Source organism: Clostridium beijerinckii (assembly GCF_018223745.1).
Taxonomy (GTDB): domain Bacteria; phylum Bacillota; class Clostridia; order Clostridiales; family Clostridiaceae; genus Clostridium; species Clostridium beijerinckii.
Genome location: NZ_CP073653.1, coordinates 443,115 through 463,071 on the forward strand (window position 1 = coordinate 443,115; position 19,957 = coordinate 463,071).

18 protein-coding genes are annotated in these 19,957 nt (G+C 28.2%); 16 read left to right on the forward strand and 2 right to left on the reverse strand.

Annotation, left to right across the window (positions count from 1 at the left end):
- Window positions 1-106: 106 nt before the first annotated feature.
- Window positions 107-1,225: a glycosyltransferase family 4 protein gene (locus KEC93_RS02175; RefSeq protein WP_023974834.1), complete on the reverse strand. Its 1,119-nt coding sequence runs from the start codon at window positions 1,223-1,225 to the stop codon at window positions 107-109.
- A gap of 128 nt (window positions 1,226-1,353) precedes the next feature.
- Here KEC93_RS02175 and KEC93_RS02180 point away from each other — a divergent pair, with 128 nt between their 5' ends.
- Genes KEC93_RS02180 through KEC93_RS02190 form a run of 3 tightly spaced genes read left to right on the forward strand, consistent with a single transcriptional unit; the run spans window position 1,354 to window position 4,289 of the window.
- Window positions 1,354-2,370, forward strand: coding sequence for a CotS family spore coat protein (locus tag KEC93_RS02180; protein ID WP_017210071.1), 1,017 nt, complete (start codon window positions 1,354-1,356; stop codon window positions 2,368-2,370).
- 1 nt (window position 2,371) lies between these two features.
- Window positions 2,372-3,178, forward strand: a complete 807-nt coding sequence (locus KEC93_RS02185) for a spore coat protein (protein WP_077869022.1) — start codon at window positions 2,372-2,374, stop codon at window positions 3,176-3,178.
- A 55-nt stretch (window positions 3,179-3,233) separates the two neighbouring features.
- Window positions 3,234-4,289: a CotS family spore coat protein gene (locus KEC93_RS02190; RefSeq protein ID WP_077869021.1), complete on the forward strand. Its 1,056-nt coding sequence runs from the start codon at window positions 3,234-3,236 to the stop codon at window positions 4,287-4,289.
- 319 nt (window positions 4,290-4,608) lie between these two features.
- Here the strand turns inward: KEC93_RS02190 and KEC93_RS02195 are convergent, their stop codons facing one another.
- Window positions 4,609-5,730 carry a glycosyltransferase family 4 protein gene (locus KEC93_RS02195; protein WP_077869020.1) on the reverse strand — a complete coding sequence of 374 codons (1,122 nt, stop codon included), beginning with the start codon at window positions 5,728-5,730 and terminating at the stop codon, window positions 4,609-4,611.
- 108 nt (window positions 5,731-5,838) lie between these two features.
- Between KEC93_RS02195 and KEC93_RS02200 the strand changes: the two genes are divergently transcribed.
- From KEC93_RS02200 to KEC93_RS02260, 13 genes are all read left to right on the forward strand, one after another.
- Window positions 5,839-6,837 carry a CotS family spore coat protein gene (locus tag KEC93_RS02200; protein WP_011967736.1) on the forward strand — a complete coding sequence of 333 codons (999 nt, stop codon included), beginning with the start codon at window positions 5,839-5,841 and terminating at the stop codon, window positions 6,835-6,837.
- A gap of 162 nt (window positions 6,838-6,999) precedes the next feature.
- Window positions 7,000-7,860 (forward strand): sporulation peptidase YabG, encoded by an 861-nt coding sequence (gene yabG / locus KEC93_RS02205; protein ID WP_011967737.1) that lies wholly within the window; start codon window positions 7,000-7,002, stop codon window positions 7,858-7,860.
- Between the two features lie 238 nt (window positions 7,861-8,098).
- The gene (locus tag KEC93_RS02210; RefSeq protein WP_077869019.1) at window positions 8,099-8,638 is read left to right on the forward strand and encodes a glutathione peroxidase; all 540 of its coding nucleotides are present in this window, start codon (window positions 8,099-8,101) and stop codon (window positions 8,636-8,638) included.
- Window positions 8,639-9,253: 615 nt separating this feature from the next.
- A complete protein-coding gene (locus KEC93_RS02215; RefSeq protein ID WP_011967739.1) occupies window positions 9,254-9,496 on the forward strand; it encodes a Veg family protein in 243 nt (80 codons plus the stop codon).
- 462 nt (window positions 9,497-9,958) lie between these two features.
- Window positions 9,959-11,521 (forward strand): DUF3794 and LysM peptidoglycan-binding domain-containing protein, encoded by a 1,563-nt coding sequence (locus KEC93_RS02220; protein ID WP_039771790.1) that lies wholly within the window; start codon window positions 9,959-9,961, stop codon window positions 11,519-11,521.
- A gap of 146 nt (window positions 11,522-11,667) precedes the next feature.
- The gene (locus KEC93_RS02225) at window positions 11,668-11,844 is read left to right on the forward strand and encodes a hypothetical protein (protein ID WP_155715372.1); all 177 of its coding nucleotides are present in this window, start codon (window positions 11,668-11,670) and stop codon (window positions 11,842-11,844) included.
- A 6-nt stretch (window positions 11,845-11,850) separates the two neighbouring features.
- On the forward strand, window positions 11,851-12,696 hold the full coding sequence (locus KEC93_RS02230; RefSeq protein WP_011967741.1) for a cyanophycinase: 846 nt from the start codon (window positions 11,851-11,853) through the stop codon (window positions 12,694-12,696).
- Complete coding sequence (gene cphA, locus KEC93_RS02235; RefSeq protein ID WP_039771792.1) at window positions 12,668-15,310, forward strand: cyanophycin synthetase; 2,643 nt, start codon at window positions 12,668-12,670, stop codon at window positions 15,308-15,310. Before KEC93_RS02230 ends, cphA begins: the two co-directional genes overlap by 29 nt.
- A 148-nt stretch (window positions 15,311-15,458) precedes the next feature.
- Window positions 15,459-16,301 carry a 4-(cytidine 5'-diphospho)-2-C-methyl-D-erythritol kinase gene (gene ispE, locus KEC93_RS02240; RefSeq protein WP_023974839.1) on the forward strand — a complete coding sequence of 281 codons (843 nt, stop codon included), beginning with the start codon at window positions 15,459-15,461 and terminating at the stop codon, window positions 16,299-16,301.
- Between the two features lie 63 nt (window positions 16,302-16,364).
- On the forward strand, window positions 16,365-17,102 hold the full coding sequence (gene spoIIR / locus KEC93_RS02245; RefSeq protein ID WP_011967744.1) for a stage II sporulation protein R: 738 nt from the start codon (window positions 16,365-16,367) through the stop codon (window positions 17,100-17,102).
- A gap of 131 nt (window positions 17,103-17,233) precedes the next feature.
- Window positions 17,234-17,650, forward strand: coding sequence for a YwiB family protein (locus tag KEC93_RS02250; RefSeq protein WP_011967745.1), 417 nt, complete (start codon window positions 17,234-17,236; stop codon window positions 17,648-17,650).
- Between the two features lie 105 nt (window positions 17,651-17,755).
- Window positions 17,756-18,064, forward strand: a complete 309-nt coding sequence (locus KEC93_RS02255) for a hypothetical protein (protein ID WP_023974841.1) — start codon at window positions 17,756-17,758, stop codon at window positions 18,062-18,064.
- Window positions 18,065-18,228: 164 nt separating this feature from the next.
- Window positions 18,229-19,839, forward strand: coding sequence for a CTP synthase (locus tag KEC93_RS02260; RefSeq protein ID WP_039773938.1), 1,611 nt, complete (start codon window positions 18,229-18,231; stop codon window positions 19,837-19,839).
- Window positions 19,840-19,957: the final 118 nt, after the last annotated feature.

Sequence of the window (19,957 nt, forward strand, 5' to 3'; positions counted from 1 at the left end):
CAGTAATGTGTTTCTTATAATGCTGAATTTATTTTAAATAGTATTTGAAATATCACTCTGAATTCACATTTAATTTATTACTAAAGATTTAAATAATTATAAAAGTCTAAGATATTAAACTTCTATAGGCATTTAAGGTATTCTTGGCAGTCTTATTCCAAGTAAAGTTGAGGCTTCTTAGATATCCCTTTTCACTAAGCTCAGCTTTTAAAGTTTCATTATTCAAAAGATCAACTAAGGCATTGTCTAATTCTTCTATATTATAAGGATTTATCAAAATAGCACTATCACCAGTTACTTCTGGAATAGAAGTTATAGAAGATGTTATAACTGGTGCCTTACAGCTCATTGCTTCAAGCGGAGGAAGGCCAAATCCTTCATAGAAGGAAGGGTATACAAATGCATCACACCCGCTATAAAGAACAGGAAGAATATCATCTTCTATATATCCACAAAAAACAACTTTGTCTTGTAAGTTATTTTCTTGAACAAATGAAAGTAACTTTTCACCTTCATCTTTTAAAGGGCCCCCAAGCAATAACTTATAAGGCTTATTCAAGTCTTTATAAACTTTACAAAATGATTTAATTAATCCTAAGGCATTTTTCCTTAAACTAAACCCACCTATATATAATATATAAGGATCATCAACTTTAAATGTGTTTTTTACGTATAGCTTACATTGATTCTTATCCAAAGGTTTAAAATTATTATTAGCGGCAAGTGGAGTTACAAATATTTTTTCTTCAGGATAAAAACTAAAGAATTTCAATATATCTCTTTTAGAGTATTCAGAAACTGTTAGAATGCCGCGTGAATTAGAAATTATATTTGGCATATTATTTAAAAATCGTTCTAGGTATCCTTTGCCAACAGTTTCAGGCATTATATATGGGATTAGATCATGGATTGTAACTATAGTTGGTATTTTTGTATCAAAATCGAGTCCTATTCCGTTTTGAGGAATATGATATAGGTCAGCATGGACCTTGTTAAGTGCATTAGGTATATAATATCTTTCATAAAAACCGCCATGTCTACCTGAAGAATAAATTATATTAACATTTTCCTTATTGAATTCTTTGTTAAATTTTCCAGAGCAAAATAGAGTGAATTCATCATTCGAATCTAAAGAAAGAATCTCTGATATGAGATTACTAGTATAAGTACCAATTCCAGTTCCTTGATGTAACGTGGAACTACGAGCATCAATGGCAATTTTCATATGAACACCTCAACAAATTACATATATAATACAGAATATTATTAGTTTTTAATTTTTGTGAATATAAATCACAATAAATTATTTGAGCACATATAATAAAAATAAATAATAGCTGGTAGGAAAAGTTTATGGAGAATAATAAGGAGATACTTAAAATTAAAGGCTATATTGAAGAAAATTATAATTTAGATGTAGAAGATATTGAAAAAGTTAAAAATAGTTATAAAGTTATTACAAAGGATGAGAGATATTGTTTGAAAGTAGTTAAATATGAATTCTCTCATTTTTATTTTATCTTATCTGCAATGAAGCATTTACAAAGAAATGGATTTGGGGATATTCCTGAATTTATTATGAATAGAGAAAAAAAAGAATATGGTAACATAAACGGAAAGTATGCGTACTTAACAAAATGGATTCCATCGAGAGTAAGTAATTATGATAATCCAATAGAATTATCAATGGTATCAAATGAGCTTGCAAAATTACATGAATGCAGCAAAGGATTTACATTGAAGAAAGAGATGAAACCAAGGATTGGATGGTTTTCATGGATAGATGTTTTTGAGACAAGGAGAAGAGAAATACTGGATTTTAAAAATAGAATAAGTCAAAAAGCATATAAATCAAATTTTGATTTATTGTATTTGGACAATATGGAAAAAGAATTAAATAGAGCAGAAAAGAGTATAGTAGGTCTTCAAAAAAATAATTATGTAAAGGTTATGGAAAAGGAAGTTCTTTCAAGGGGATTTTGCCACCATGACTATGCTCATCATAATATATTAATAGATAATAAGAAAAATATTAATATTATAGATTTTGATTACTGCATATTAGATTCACATCTACACGACGTATCTTCTTTATTAATAAGATCAATGAAAGATGGAAAATGGGAAAGCGACAAATGTAATCTAATTTTAAATGCCTATAGTGAGAGAATAGAAATAAGAAAAGAAGAGCTACCTATAATTAGAGAATTTATAAGATTTCCTCAGGCTTTCTGGCAAATAGGGTTGCAGGTTTATTGGGAACAGCAACCATGGGGAGAAGAATTTTTCATCAATAAGTTAGAGAAGTACTTAAATGATTGTGAATTTAGAGAAAAGTTTATTGATAGTTATTTTAGTGGGGGAAATTAATATGGATGAATTATTGATTAATAAGTATTTAAATAAAAAAGGAATAGCTATTATGGGACAAGGTTTTAGTTATGATAAAAATATGCAAAGAAATGATATAGTTTCTCAAGTTGATTTAATTATAGAATTTCATAAATTGCTATTAGGCGGTAATCTAACAGGGCTAAGCAAAATTAAAAGCACAATAGGCAGAGAAGTGGAATCTTATAAAGTGCAGATAAGAAAACTACAAAAGAATTATTCATATGTATCTAGTAAAACATGTACAAATGAGATAGAGAATATCATATTATCAAACGGAAAAATAATGTTGGAAAAAGCTAATAAGGCTATAAATTATATTTATGAACATGACTACTTTGGAGTTATAAGACGTAGTATGAATAGAGAAGAAATCTGCCTTGGTAAAGTTGATAAAAGTAATTTAAGAAAAAATAATGAAAAAATAGAAGTGTGTACAATAAAAGGTATGACATATAACTTAGTAGAAGAAGACTTATATAATTATATTAAGAAACTACAAAGAAAGGAAATTAATATAGATGAGGAAGAACTAATAAAGTTATTTGTACATGGATCACACCTATCATTTAACAGCTTTGATTATTTAAGAGGGCTTTGCAGTTATCCAAAGGATTTTTTAAAGTTTTGGGAGAGGTATAGAGATAGTAGAAAGGATAATACAAGGGAAATTTATAATATACAAAATGAGGAATGTAAGGGTAGTAGGAAAGCAAGGAATGACGAACAATTATTAAATGGATTGAAGAAAAGTTTAAAGTATGAAAGTAAAAATTTTATCATATAGGTAACCAAAGGTAGTTATTGTTTATACCTAAAGCTTAGTTGTTAGGAGGAAGAATATGAATAGAACTAAGTATTCAGAAAAAAATTATTTATGCGATTATGATTTGAGCCTAAAGTTCTTCGAAGAACTAGGAATAAAAGTAAACGACATTGTTCCACTTAGAAAAGTATTTTTGGTATATACAGATGAAGGAAATAAAATATTGAAAAGAGTAAATTATGATGTAGATAGAGTCAATTTAATAAGTGATTCTTTAGACTATGTAAAAAAGAGTTATGAACATGTAATAACATATAAAAGGTTCAAAGATGATTCATGTTATAAAGAGTGGAATGGACAAATTTATATTGTTATGGATATATTGAATGGAAGAGAAGCATCATTTTCTAATCCAGTAGAAATTGATCTTTGTGCAGAAAATATAGCTTTAATGCATAAAGCTTCAAAAGGATTAAGAGAATATTTGAAGGATAAATACAAAAAAGATTTTCTAGATATATCTTTGAAAGATAAAATTAAAGAAGCATATGATGATTTAATTTGGATGAAGAGCTTAGTAGATACGTACAAATATAAAAATGAATTTGATAAATTATTTGTAAACAATGTAGATAAGTATTTAAATGAAATTAAAGAGGTTCAAAATGACCTTGAAAAAAGCTCATATGATAACCTAAGGCAGGATGGAGATACTATTCGTTTGTGTCATAATGATTTAGCTTATCATAATTTCTTAACCAAAAATAATGAAATAAATATAATAGATTTTGATTTTATGACTATAGATTTAAGAGTAATGGATATATGGAATTTTATTTTAAAGTGTATAAAGAATGCCGCATTCGATGTGGATAAGATGTCAACTTGTATTAATGGATATGAGAATGTGTCCATTTTAAAAAAAGAAGAAAAAGAACTCTTGTATATACTTATAAAGTTCCCTAAAGATTTTTATACAATATCAAGAGATTATTATCATAAGAGAAAGAATTGGGAATATGAAGTATATTTAAGCAGATTTGAAGGAAAGTTTAGCAATGAGGATTTTAGATATGAATTTTTAAAGGTTTTAGAAAATAAATTTTTCATAGGTTCTGAAGTAAAGAAGTAATTTAAATATAAGATTAATTTATTTGAATGTAAAGAATAATATAAATCTAACTTATAATTCACCTATTTATAATAATGATTAAGCCAATATTTTATTTTGAAAATGGAATATTGGTTTCTTATTAGTTAAGAAATATTGAGAATTTATAAAGGCAAGAAAATCTCTTATGATTTTCTTGCCTTTATACAGATATTTAATGTTTAATTGAAACTGTTGTAATATAAATTACTTATAAGGTAGCTAATTACAAAAACTATGAAGGAATTTTACTAGTTATATAAAAAATATAAATTTTATTTTATATAGTTAGTGTATTATTCTATGAATTTATTATAGCTTCATAGGCGGATATTGTATCTAGGGCTGTTTTATTCCAAGAAAAGTTTTTACTTCGTGTTAGGCTTTTTTTGACCATTGTTAACCTTAATAGGCTATTACTTAAAACTCTTTCTATGTCATAAGATAGTGAATCAATATCATTAGGATCTATAAAAAGCGCTGATTCATGACATACTTCAGGTAATGACGTAACATTAGAAGCTATTACAGGAGTACCACATGCCATAGCCTCTATAGGAGGAAGTCCAAATCCTTCATAAAAAGAAGGGTATACAAGGACCTCAGCAGCATTGTAGAATAATGGCATATCCTCAATGGGAATAAAATCAGTAAAAATAACGTTGTTAGATATATTTAGATCATCAGCTCTATTTTTGTATTTAGTATAAGAAGGACCCTTACGACCAATTATAACTAGTTTGAAACTTTCTTTTAATTTATTTGGGAGTTTAGAATAAGCTTCTATTAGTCCTATAATATTCTTTCTTGGACTAAATCCTCCAACGTAAAGTACGAAGTCTTCCTTTATCCCATATTTCTCGGTAATAAAGTCTTTAGATTTACATTTACTCATAGGTCTGTAAATATCTTCAGCAGCTAATGGGGTAACATAAATCTTTTCAGCAGGAAAGTTAAATTCCTTAGCAATATCATCCTTAGAGTAATTAGATACAGTAATTATTCCATCACAATTATCTAAAATTTTAGGCAGTTCATTATTAAATATTTTTAAATATCTATCACTAACAGTTTCAGGCATTCTTAAAGGAATTATATCATGTAGAGTAATAACTTTTTTGCATTCAACATTTTCTGATAGACCAACCCCGTTTTGTGGGACATGGTAAAGCTCTATGTCTGCATTATTTAATATATTGGGAACATTTATATCATCCCAAAAACTATTAGAAGGTATTGATTCAATAAGTTCTGTTTTAAAATTATTCTTTAAATCGCTTATAAAGTCACATTGTGGTGTGAAAATTAAATAGTTATTGTTACTATCAACATTGTTGAGGCTAGATATTAACTGATAAGTATAGGTACCTATACCCGTGCCTCGATACCACTTTGCAGCTCTACCATCTATTCCTATTTTCATTATTAAACCCTTTCATAGCATTTGTCTTAATGTATTATATTAAAAGAATATAAAAAATGTTAATAAAAGAAATGATATCCTCATATAAATATACAGGAGGTGAGAAGTATGATGAGGGAATTTGAAATTGAAAGACAATTCAATATAAAGATAGAAAAAATAAAGGCAAATAAAGGCGTATACTATCTTAAAACAGATAAAGGCGAGAGATGTTTGAAAAAAATAAATTATGGACCCCAAAAGTTGTTGTTCGTGTATGGTGCTAAAGAGCACTTAAGAAAAAATGGTTTTAATAATTTAGATAAATACTATTTAAACATAAATGGAGAGCCTTATGCATTGGTTAATGAAGACTTATATACTTTGTCTGAATGGTTAGAAGGAAGGGAATGTGACTTCCATAACATAGATGAAGTAAAAATAGCAGCAAAGACTTTAGCTAATCTCCATGAAGCATCTAAGGGCTATGATCCACCTGAGAATTCTAAGCTCAAAAGTGATCTTGGCAGATGGCCTCATTTAATAGAAAAAAGAATTAAATCTTTAGATAAAATGAGAGATATGGTAAGGAAAAAAAGTATAAAAAGTGATTTTGACATGCTTTATTTAAAATCTATGGAGTTTTATAAAGAGATTGGAAAGAAATCCTTAGTGACTTTAAATGAGTCAGATTACTATGAGTTATGTGCAATTGCTGAGAATGAAAAAAGTTTTTGCCATCATGATTTTACTTATCATAATATAATTTTAAGCGATAGTATGGATGTACATGTTATAGATTTTGATTACTGTAAAAGAGAAGTTAGAACTTTTGATATAAGCAATTTTATGATAAAGGTGCTAAAGAGAGTTGAGTGGAATTTAGAATTTGCGACAGCTATTATAGAATCCTATGATTCAGTATCAAAATTAAAACCAGAGGAATATAAGGTATTATATGCATATCTTCAATTCCCACAAAGATATTGGAGGCTTGCAAATAGATATTATTATAATGAAGTTAATTGGGGGCAAAATACATTTGCAGGTAAGTTAGAATCAATAATACATGAGCAAGAGAAATACCTAGAATTTTTAGAAAAATTCAAGAATGAATATAAGATATAATAAACATAATAATATGAACTACCGAAATAATTAAAAAATTATTTCGATAGTTCATTTATTTTGTTCTTGCCTAGATAGAATAAAATCATTCTTATATTAATTTAGAAACCTTTAATAATCTTTACCATATTATAATGTGAAAGAATGTATTAGGAGAAAGTAATGGAAATAGGAGATATAGTTGTTAGAAAATCTTATAATAAAGATATTACTTTTAAAATAATTGATATTAAAGATAGTGGCGGAAAGTATAATATAATTCTAAAAGGAATTAATATAAGAATAATAGCAGATGCAAGTTTGGATGATCTTGAAATGGCAGAAGAGGACACTGGATCTCAAGATAAAATATTAAATACAAGAGTTAATGAGGCCATAAAGAAAGCTATGATACTACGAGGTGATCTTAGGGATAAAGTTGAAAAATCTCCTAAGATAAAGACGAAGAATGAATTGATGTTTGGAAGACCAGGAAAGATTCTCCATGTAGATGGGGATAGTGAGTACATGGAGACTTGTTTAAAGGTATATAAGCAATTATCTTTAGATGCAGTGGGGAGAGCTATAGCGGAAAAAGATCAACCAGAGGTAATAGTAGACTTAGTTAAAGAAATAAAACCGGACATAGTAGTTTTAACTGGACACGATAGTGTTTTACGAGAACCAAGGGATTATTTGAATTTAGATAATTATAGAAATTCAAGATATTATTTAGAATCAGTCAAAAACTTAAGAAATTATAATTCAAGTTATGATGAATTAGTAATATTTGCAGGGGCTTGTCAAAGTTGCTATGAAAGAATATTAGACGTAGGTGCTAATTTTGCCTCGAGTCCAAATCGAGTATTAATACACTGCCTGGACCCTGTTTTTGTATGTGAGAAGATTGCTTATACAAGAATTGATAAGGTAGTCTCAATAACTGATGTTATTGAAAATACGATAACAGGAATAAAGGGAGTTGGAGGATTGCAGACCAGGGGAAAGTATAGAGAAGGATATCCTAAATCTCCTTATATTTAATAAATAATTTAGATAGGAATTGCATAAAATAAATTATTAAAAACTTCAATGCATCAAAGTAATTAGTAAGAGTATTGAAGTTTTTAACTATAATTAATAAATATAATATTTCTATTTGACAAAAATAATAATAGAATATATAATGGTTTAAACAAATTTAATTTTATAAAATATAATTTATGAAAACATAAGTTTATTCACTTAAGTTCATATTAAAGATGATAAGGAGAGAAGCAAAATGATATATGATTATTTAGTAAAAGATATAAATGGAAATTCGGTTTCTATGGAGACATACAAGGGAAAGGTATTACTAATTGTTAATACAGCTACAGGATGTGGGTTTACTCCACAATACGAAGGGCTTCAAAAGCTTTATGATAAATATAAAGACAGTGGATTTGAAATATTAGATTTTCCATCAAATCAATTCTTTGAGCAAGCGCCGGGGACTAATGAAGAGATATCAAATTTTTGTAAATTAACATACGGAACAACTTTTAAAACATTTGCAAAGATTGATGTAAATGGAGAGAATAGTGATCCATTATATGTTTTTTTAAAGAAAGAGGCTCCTATTGCAAGCGAAGATGATGCATCAAAGGGATTGTATAATCTTTTATCAGAAAAAGGCTTTAATACAAGTGGAGATGATATTAAGTGGAATTTTACAAAATTCCTTCTATCAAAAGAGGGAAAAGTAATAGCTAGATTTGCACCAACATATGAACCAGAGAAAATTGCTGATCAAATTGAAAAATTAATTAATGAAAAATAGAGAATAAATATAAATACTCCTTTAATGTACGTGTGATTAAAGGAGTATTTTATAGTAAAAAATATTTTTATATGATTAAAAAATGTCATTTGGTATTGTTGAGAATAAATTCTGAACGGGGAGGGAATTCCAGCTTTATATAAAATGTCTACTAAGATTTTCTTAAAAAATATAGTAAGGAATAAAATATTGACCAATATTACTGTAAGTAGTATTGGTCAATATATAACATTGGAAATACTCGAAATTATGTTAATAGGATAAGAGTATAGAATAATTGAAGGGGGAATAGTTTATAGATATAACATTGAGCTAAGAAAGATTTTTAATATAATATCTGATTTTAAATTATATACTTATCTAAGTATGAACATGGAATCAATTTAAAAATAAAATTAAGGTTATTTATAGATTATGAAATGTTATAGAATTAAATTTAATGATAAGGGGAATAATAATTAAGAAAAAGCAGATAATATAATAAAATAGCTTGAAAACATATATAATTGGAAAAATGTTTACATTGACAATATGGTGCTATAAATGATAAAATATTTATTTTACTTGACTAATTTATGATTTTGTTATATAATTAGTATGAAAGAGGGTGTTTACATGGAAAAAGTTAAAACTATTGCTTCCATTAAAAACGATATAGAGAGACACGTCGGTCAGAAAGTGACTCTAAAAGCTAATGGTGGAAGGAAAAAGATTTTAGTTAATGATGGTATAATTGAAAGTGTATACCCAAGTATTTTTGTTATAAGATTAAAAAATGACACCCAAAGGACCGTGACTTATAGTTATTCAGATGTATTAACAAAGACTGTACAATTGGTATTTCCAACTAGAATATAAGCTTCGATTAATTCGGAGTTTTTTCTTTTTGTTTTATTTTTAAGTGAGTTTTTAATATTCATATTTATTTAAAATAATTAATGAATTAGAAATTGTGAGAAGTGTTTTTATACGTAGAAAGCCATAAATAGAATATCATTTTATGATTAAAATGATAATAGGATTTAGATTAACTAAATAATTTTATAAAAAAAGAAAGATGGTGGGTTTCCATCTTTCAACTATGGTATAAAAGGGTATTGAGAATTTATGAGAGGTTATATGGTCAATAACCAATTACTATATTACGACAAAAAATAGTATATGTCAATAAAAAACGCAAAAAAATTTAAAAAAATATTGTTAAGTAAATTAAATAAAAGGTTTACTTAATTTGTTAGAATAAAATAAAAATATATTTATCATAAATTTCTACTCATATGTATATAAATGAATAGTAGGAATTTTATGGAGGTATAAAATATGGCAGATATAGATATTGTAAAAGAAAATGTACAGTTTGAACAATTGCTTAGGGAAAATAATACGAATTCGGTATTAAAAGATGAATACTTAATCCCTGATACCCATCCTGATGTACAAGAGATATTAACTGTTGAAGCTAGACCAATGGTAACTAATAAAGAAATAATTGGAGATAAAGTAGTTATAGAAGGAAAGGTTGAGTACACAGTAATATATTTAGCTAAAGAAGAGGGACTCGCAGTAAATTCGGTGAATTATAATCAGAACTTTACAAATAATATTGACTTAAATCAAGGGGAAAATAGAGTAATTTGCGAGGCAGAGTGTAATATTGAACATATTGAAGCAAACATAATGAATGAGAGGAAAATATCTATTCAGGGTATAGTTACTGTAGATTGGGAACTTTACAAGAGCAATGAATTTGAATTTGTAAAAGATATTGAGGGCAATGATCAAGTAGAAGTATTGAAAAAAACAGAGACAATTAATAAAATCAATGCAACAGAGGATGTTGAATTAGTAGGCAAATCTATGATTAGAGTTGGTATGGATAAACCACAAATCAGCAAAATATTAAAGTGTTCCTTACTACTTCATAAAAAGGAAATAAAAATAACAGAAGATAAAGTTTATCTTGGCTGTTACTGCAAATTAAATATACTATACAAAGGAGAAGATTCTAAGGAAATAATTCCATTAGAAGATGATATTTATTTATCAAAAGAGGAAGAAATTAATGGTATAACATCAGATATGATTCCAACTGTTTCCTATGAAATATCAAATAATGATTTAATGTTGGAAGAAGATGATTTAGGCGAAATAAGAATTATAAACGATGAGCTTGTAGTTAGAGCAAATGTTAAGATATTTTCAAAAGAAAACATAGATACTATTAAAGATGCATATTCTACCAATTGTTTGCTTAGTCTCAAAAAAGATGAACATGAAGTTGGAATTCTTCATGGAATGAATAATTCTGAAGCAATTGTTAAGTATAATATTCAATTGAAAGATAATGATTTGAGACCTGAACATATAATATCTGCTAATGGGGCTATAATATTAACAGATAAACAAGTTGTAAAAGACAGAGTTATTGTAGAGGGAATTATAAAAGCAAGTATATTGTATAAGACAACTGATGAGGAGAAATACCTATCAAGTGTTAAAGCAGAGATACCATTCTCAGCTGCAATTGATATAGCAGGCGCAGATGAAAATATGAAATCTATAATTAAAAATAATTTAGAAAATATTGAAGCAGCTATAGAAGGAAATAATATAGCTATTAAAGCTACTGTGATACTATCTGGCAGAGTATTGTATGAAATGAATAAAGAATTTGTTTCAGATGTGGTTGAAGAAGAGGGCGATATTCCAGAAAAGAAAGCTAGTATTACTATATATGTAATTAGTAAAGGGGATACTTTCTGGAACTTAGCAAAAAAATATAATACAACAGTTGACGATTTAATTAAAATAAATAAGATTGAAGATCCAGAACATATTGAAGAAGGACAAAAATTGATAATACCAGGAAGGGCAATATTCTAAAATTAATTAAATTCATAAAAAAAGAGATACTTTAAGAATTTCATTAGATGAATTCTGGAGTATCTCTTTTTTTATGAAGCAATATTATTAAGATCTAAAAATAGAAAAAGTTTTTGGATATGAAGAAAAAATATTTACATAATAAAATGAAAAATACACAAACTAAGTTTTGTTTTATAGTTGCTAATTACTTCGAACTTAAGGAAGTAAAAACTAGAGAAATTATTCTTATAGGAAACGTGGTTTGGCATTTGCAGCAGCCAAATTTCTTGAATAATTATTTAATCTGGTGGATAGAATATGTAATGCATGATATGAGGTGAGAAAATTTGAAAAAAGTTTTAAGTGGTAATTTAATAATCATTGGAGGAGCCGAAGATAAAGAAGGCAAAAAAGAAATTTTAAAAAGAGTATGTGATTCAATTGACAAAAGTAAAGATACTTTATTAATTGCAACTATTGCAACTGATTATCCTAAAGAGGCCGCAAATAAATATAAAGAGGTATTTGGAGAACTTGAAGTAAAAAATATAAAGGTATTAGATATAAGTGAGAGAACAGAAGCATCTGATGATATGAATGTAGAGCTAATCAGAGATTCTTCATTAATATTTTTTACCGGTGGAGATCAATTAAAAATAACAAGTTTAATTGGCGGAACTCCGGTTTATGATGCATTAGAAGAAGCTTGGAAGAATGGTGCATTTATAGTAGGTACTTCAGCAGGAGCATCCGTAATGAGTGACACAATGATAGTTCAAGGGGAAGATGATGATGATCCTAGAAAATGCACATTAAAAATGTCTCCAGGCCTTGGGTTGATTAAGGATGTTATAATTGACCAACATTTTGCTCAAAGAGGAAGAATAGGGAGATTATTAACAGGAATTGCACAAAACCCTGAGGTTTTAGGAATAGGAATAGATGAGAATACAGGAATAGTAGTAAACCAATCTGGAATGATAGAGGTAATAGGTGAAGGAGCAGTTTACTTTATTGATGGTAGTGCAATTACATATACTAATGTTTCAGAATTATATGCAGATGATATTTTGAGTATGCATAATGTTAAGTTGCATGTATTAACTGATGGAAATAAATTTGATCTTATAAAAAAGTCACCTTTTGAGGAGGAAAAGTTTAATCATGAAGATAATACAAAAGAGAATATATGAAGGCCAAAATATTTATTCTCATAAAAAGTGTATAAGAATAGATATGGATTTGGAAGGATATTCTGAAATAGCAAGTAAGGACATACCGAATTTTAATTTTAATCTTGTAAACATAATTCCTGAATTAAAAAATCATAGATGCGGAATTGATGAAGAAGGTGGTTTTGTTAAAAGACTAAAAGAAGGAACTTACCTAGCGCATATTTGTGAACACACTATGATAGCGATGCAAAATAATTTAGGAATAGATGTTGCTTATGGAAAGGCAAGAGAAATTAAAGGCGATATGTATTATATTATCGTACAATATGAATATAAAAATACAATACTTGAGGTGGCTAATTTAGCCATAGATTTAATGAATTCTTTGATAGCGCAAAATCCAATAAATTTCGATGGAAGAATGAAAATTATACAAAATATATTGCAAAATGAGCAAATGGGTGCGACTACAAAAGCAATATGTGATGCTGCAAGGGAATATAAACTTCCTGTTATGCAACTAGGGGACAGTACCATATATCAAATAGGATATGGAAAAGCGGGTAGAATTATAGAAGCTTCTATAGGAAACAAGACTAGTTGTGTAGGAGTTGATATATCTTGTGATAAACTCTTAACAAAACAGTTGCTTCAAACTCAAAATATTCCTGTAGCAGACGGAAGTAAAGTGCTTAATTTAATTGGATTATTACAAGAAGCAGAACGAATTGGATATCCAGTGGTTTTAAAGCCACAATGCGGAAACAAGGGTCAAGGAGTAATACTGAATATAAAAGATCAAAAACAATTGGTTGATGCATATATTAACTTAAGAAAAAATCAAAAGGATATAATTTTGGAAAAATACTTTGAAGGAAGCGACTACAGAGTTTGTGTTGTAAATTACAAGGTGGTAGCTGTATCATTGAGAATTGCTCCATATGTTATTGGAAATGGAAAAGATAGTTTAAGGATGTTAATAGAGGTTCTTAATAAGGATCCATTAAGAGGAGAGGATCATGAAAAAGCATTAACCAAAATAAAAATTGATGCTGAGTTAATATCATGCCTTTCTAAAAGAGGATTGGAACTGAACTATATCCCTGAAGAGGGTGAAAAAATATTATTAAGAGAGAATGCAAATCTTTCTACTGGTGGAATAGCAATAGATTGCACTGATGAAATCTGTGAGGAAAATATAGAAAGTTGCATAAATGCAGCTAAAACTTTAGGGTTAGATATTTGTGGAGTTGATATTTGTGCAAAAGATATTAGTGTTCCGCTTAAGGATAATAATGGAGTAGTTTTAGAGATAAATGCCGCACCAGGTATAAGAATGCACCATTTCCCTTCAAAAGGTAAAAGGCGTAATGTGGGAAAAGCAATACTTGAAACGCTTTATGATGAAGAACCTAAAAATATACCTGTAATATCTATTACAGGCACTAATGGAAAGACAACTACTACAAGGTTAATAAGTCATGTGCTAAGAAAGATGGGAAGCAATGTAGGCATGACATCGACTGATGGTGTATATTTGAATGAAAAGTGTATACATAAGGGAGATGATTCTGGATTTAATAGCGCAAGATCAATACTGATGAATAAAGATGTAGATGTAGCTGTTTTAGAAACTGCTAGAGGAGGATTGGTTAAAAGAGGGCTAGCATATGAGTTGGCAGATGTAGCAATAATCACAAATATAACCAATGATCATCTGGGCTTGGATGGAATTAATTCTATTGAAGAGTTGAGCTTTACAAAAGCTTTAGTAGGAGAAGCAGTAAAAGATGATGGTTTTGTTGTTGTAAATGCTGATGATAAATATAGCAAAACTGTAATAAATAGATTCACAGCAGAAAAAATTTATTTTGCAAAAGATAAAGAAAATCCGTTGATACAAGAAAATATAGCTAATGGCAAAATAGCTGTATTTGTTGAAGATGATAAAATTTGCGTAATTAATAATAAGAAGAAGTATGAAATTGTAGCTACTAGAGAGTTACCAATATCATATAATGGAACATTAGAATATAATATAGAAAATGCAATGGCAGCTTGTGCAGGGCTTGTAGGCTTAGAAGTTGATTATTGTATGATTTCAAAAGGTTTTATGGACTTTGGGTTAAAGAATGAAGATAATAGCGGAAGATTTAACATGTACAATTACCTTAACAGAAGAGTTATATTAGATTATGCTCATAATATTGAAGGTTATAGAGCGATTATATCTTCATTGAGAAAGATTAAGGGAGATAATGATTTAATTGGGGTAATTGGAATACCAGGAGATAGAAAAGACGATATAGGATACGCAATAGGAGAAATATGTGCTAATAATTTTGATAAAATAGTAATAAAAGAAGATAAGGATAAAAGGGGTAGAAAATCTGGAGAGATTGCAGATATATTAGAAAAGTCAATATTGAAAACTAATAAAAATGCAAATTTGAAGATTTGTCTAGATGAAGTTCAAGCGTTAAAATATGCAATAGATATGAGTAATAAGGGCGATATGATTGTAGTATTCTATGAAAAATTAGATTCTCTTTTAGAGTTTATAAATGAGGAACCAAACAAACAACTAGATACGTTCGATGAAGAATATAAACAGTACAGTAATACATTATAACTCTTGATAAAAGATTTAAAGTTATCTAAAATTGATCTCATAGTAGAATGTTTAATAGACATTATTAATCCTTTTTTAATTTATTAATTAGACAAGATTTTTTACCTATGATAAAATATTGTCAAAATGTTAAGAAAGGAATAAAATAATGAAGATTAAGGCTTATGCCAAAATAAATATTGCCTTAGATATTGTTGGGAAAAGAGAAGACGGATATCATATATTAAGAATGATAATGCAAACTATAGATTTATATGACATAATAGAAATAGAGAAAACTGAATCTGAGATAAGGTTAAATTGTAATAAACATTATGTTCCTACAGATGAAAGAAATTTAGCTTATAAAGCAGCAAAAATATTTAAGGAAACTTATTCTATTAGTCAGGGAGTAGATATAAAGTTAACTAAGAATATACCTGTTTCAGCTGGATTGGCAGGCGGAAGTACCGATGCAGCAGGAGTTTTAAAGCTTATGAATAAGATGTTTAATGTAAATGCAAGTGATGAAGAATTGAAATCTATAGGGCTAAAACTAGGAGCTGATGTACCATATTGCATAAAAGGTGGAACAGCACTGTGCGAAGGTATAGGAGAAAAAATTACCCAATTAAAATCATTTAAAGATAAAATAATAGTTTTAGTAAAGCCACCTTTTGGTGTATCAACAAAAGAAGTTTATAAATGCTTTGATTTATCAAAAGTTGTATTTCATCCTAAAATAGATAGTTTAATAGAAAATATGAATAATGATGATGTTTATTTTGTAGCAAATAATATGAAAAATTTATTAGAAAATGTTACTTTAAGGAAGCATAGAGTTATTGCTAACATTAAGGAAGAAATGAAATCTATTGGCTCTATAGGTACAATGATGAGTGGTAGTGGACCAACTGTTTTTGCTCTTTTTGATGATATGCTAAAAGCACAGTTATGTTATGATGAAATGAAAAAAAAATATAAAGATGTATTTATAACAAGAACAATTTAATTCAAATTGAATGTATAAAAAACCTCCAAGTGGTAATAATTTTAGCTACAAGGGGGTTTGTTTATGATAAAATATTTGAAATTAAAAAAAATAGTATTGGTAGTTTTAATAACATTAAGTATAAATATATTTTCTGGATGTACAAGCATTGTTAGAGGTAATAGTACAAGTTTGGTAAATAGTTTAATTGCAACAGAAAGTAATAAAAATGATAATAATATGAGGGTTCTCAATTACGACGAGGTTAAAGATTCATTAATAAGATTTCATGTAATTGCTAATAGTGATAATGATGATGATCAACAATTGAAGTTAAAAGTTAAGAATAGAGTTATAGATTATCTATATCCTTATTTAAATTCTTCACAATCATTAGATGAATCAAGAAAAATTATAAAAGATAAGATGGAAGATGTTAAAACACTTGCACAACAAGTGATTAAGGATAATAATTATGATTATGATGTAAAAGTTGAATTGTCTAGGGAAAATTTTCCTGATAAGTCTTATGGTAATATCACTTTACCTCAAGGAAATTATGAGGCCTTTAGAATAATTATAGGAAGTGGACAAGGTAGAAACTGGTGGTGTGTAATGTTTCCTCCATTATGTTTTGTAGACGAATCAAAGGCACAAGTGGAATATGATAAAACAGAGAATAAAATAAAGTCAAATGGAAAAAGTTTTGAATTAGAATCTAAAGACGATTCAACTGAAAATGTAGGGGATAAGCAGGCAGATGGAAATAATATAAAGATAAAGTTTAAAATAGTGGAAATATTTCGAGATATATTTAAATAATATTAATAGGATATTTGGAAGTTTTATTCACGAAATTTATATAGTTGTCAAATGAATTTAATAAAGCTAAAGCTTATTTCTGAAAGTCAAAAATAATATTCAAATATAATATATTATAAGTGGAGGAGAATATGAAGAAAAAAGCTATTATAACGGTAGATAGTTATGTATTGGATAATGAAGAGGATCTTGTAGGGGTAGTAACTCCAGGAGATTTCCATGAAATAGAAGATGGATTTAAGGTAGAGTATGAGGAAACAAAGCTTTCAGGGATGGAAGGGACAAAGACTACTATAATAATAAGAAATGATTCTTTTGATTTAATAAGAGAAGGCACTACAGAAACTAAAATGGAATTTAGAAATAATCATAGAACAATATCTCTATATAAAACGCCGTACGGTGTTATGGATCTTCAAATAGATACTAAAAAACTTAATATTGATATTAGTAAAGAGGGCGGAACAATAACCGCAATGTACATACTAGAAATAGGTGGACAGCCTGCATTGAAGACAAACTTAACTATCGGTGTGAAATTAAATTAAGTAGGTTCTATATTTATTTAAATACTCCCTTTGTATAAAGATATTTAGGAATAAGTTGATTAAATTAGAAAAAAATGGGATATAATTTCAAAGGGAGGAATATATATGCAAAATGGATTGAAATATATAGAGATATTGAATAACATATGCAAATATTACGGAATTGATGAAGAAAATTTTATAGAATTGCTAAAAAATAGAGATAATAAATATATATTATTATTATTATTAAAATATAATCACTGTTTAGATACTGAGAGAGTTAAGGAAGTTTTTAATCTAAAAACTTCTAAGAGTATAAGTAACAATTTGAAACTAGCAGAAGAAAAGTTATTAATAAATAGACTTTTTAGAGAGAAGTACTTTGAATTAGAAGATAATATAGGAAAGAATAGCATGACCAATTTATTATAAAAAAAAGACTAGATATTGGAGTAGATATGTGATATTATAATACCTATGTTATTAAGCAACACAAGTGCCCCATATTATATTATGGGGTGATTTTCATTATAGCATGACTTTTTGAAAAAGTCAATATTAATTTAGAAGAACATTTTAACATAGGGAGGATAAAAATGAGTACTAAATACGTTTTTGTTACAGGCGGAGTTGTATCAGCACTAGGAAAAGGAATAACAGCAGCGTCTCTTGGGAGATTATTGAAGAATAGAGGGGTAAAAATTTCTATTCAAAAATTTGATCCATATCTTAATGTGGATCCGGGAACAATGAGCCCTTATCAGCATGGAGAGGTTTTTGTTACAGATGATGGAGCTGAGACAGATTTAGATTTAGGCCATTATGAAAGATTTATAGATGAAAGTTTAACCCAAAATTCAAATGTTACAACTGGTAAGATATATAGTTCTGTTATAGAAAAAGAAAGAAGGGGAGAATACCTTGGAGGTACAGTTCAGGTAATTCCTCATATAACTAATGCTATAAAAGATAAAGTATACCAAGTAGCAAAAGATAGAGATGTTGATGTGGTAATAACTGAAATTGGTGGGACTGTTGGAGATATAGAATCACAACCATTTTTAGAATCTATTAGACAAATAAAAAGTGAAGTTGGAGCTGAAAATGTTTGTTACATACATGTTACTTTGGTACCATACTTGGGAAAAGCAGGAGAATTAAAGACAAAGCCTACTCAACATTCAGTAAAAGAATTAAGAATGATAGGTATCCAACCAGATATAATAGTATGCAGAACTGAGAAAGAATTATCAGATGATGTTAAGGCTAAAATTGGATTGTTCTGTAATATAGACGGAAGATCAGTAATTCAAAATCTTGATGCGGAAAATTTATATGAAGTTCCATTAATGCTACATTCAGAAGGTTTAGATAATCTTGTATGTGAAAAATTACATTTAGGATGTAAAGATATTGATAATTCCGAATGGATTCAAATGGTACAAAAGATTAAGAACCTTAAAAACAACGTGAAGATAGCATTAGTGGGTAAATACGTTGAGTTACACGATGCATACATATCAGTAGTTGAAGCATTAAGTCATGGTGGATATGCTAATAATACTAATGTTGAAATTAAGTGGATTAATGCCGAAAATATTGAAAACAGTAATGCTCAAGAATTACTTAAAGATGTTGATGGAATATTAGTGCCAGGTGGATTTGGTGACAGAGGAATAGAAGGTAAAATAGCAGCTATAAAATGGGCGAGAGAAAATAAGAAACCTTTCCTAGGAATTTGCTTGGGAATGCAATGTGCCGTAATTGAATATGCAAGAAGTGTATTAGGGTATGAAGATGCAAATAGTTCGGAAATAAACCCAGGTACAAATTATCCAGTAATAGATCTTATGCCAGATCAAAAGGATATAGAAAATCTTGGTGGTACAATGAGATTAGGATTATATCCTTGTAGATTAGCTGAGAATACTAACTCTTATGAAGTATATAAAAATGAAATTATCAAGGAAAGACATAGACATAGATATGAATTTAATAATGAATTCAGAAAACAAATAACTGAAGCTGGAATGAAAATTGCAGGAACAAGTCCTGATGAAAGATTAGTTGAGATTGTTGAAGTTGAAGATCATCCATGGTATGTTGCAGTACAATTCCACCCAGAGTTAAAATCAAGACCTAACAAGCCACATAAGTTGTTTGTAGGATTTATTAAAGCAGCATTAGAAGAAAATAAATCAAAGTAATTTGTTTTATTATTGAGTTTAATATATAATAAGTATTATAATTTATTATATATTAAACTTATTTTAATAACTTTAATAGTTTAAATTATTGATCGTGAATTATATAAAATAAAATTTA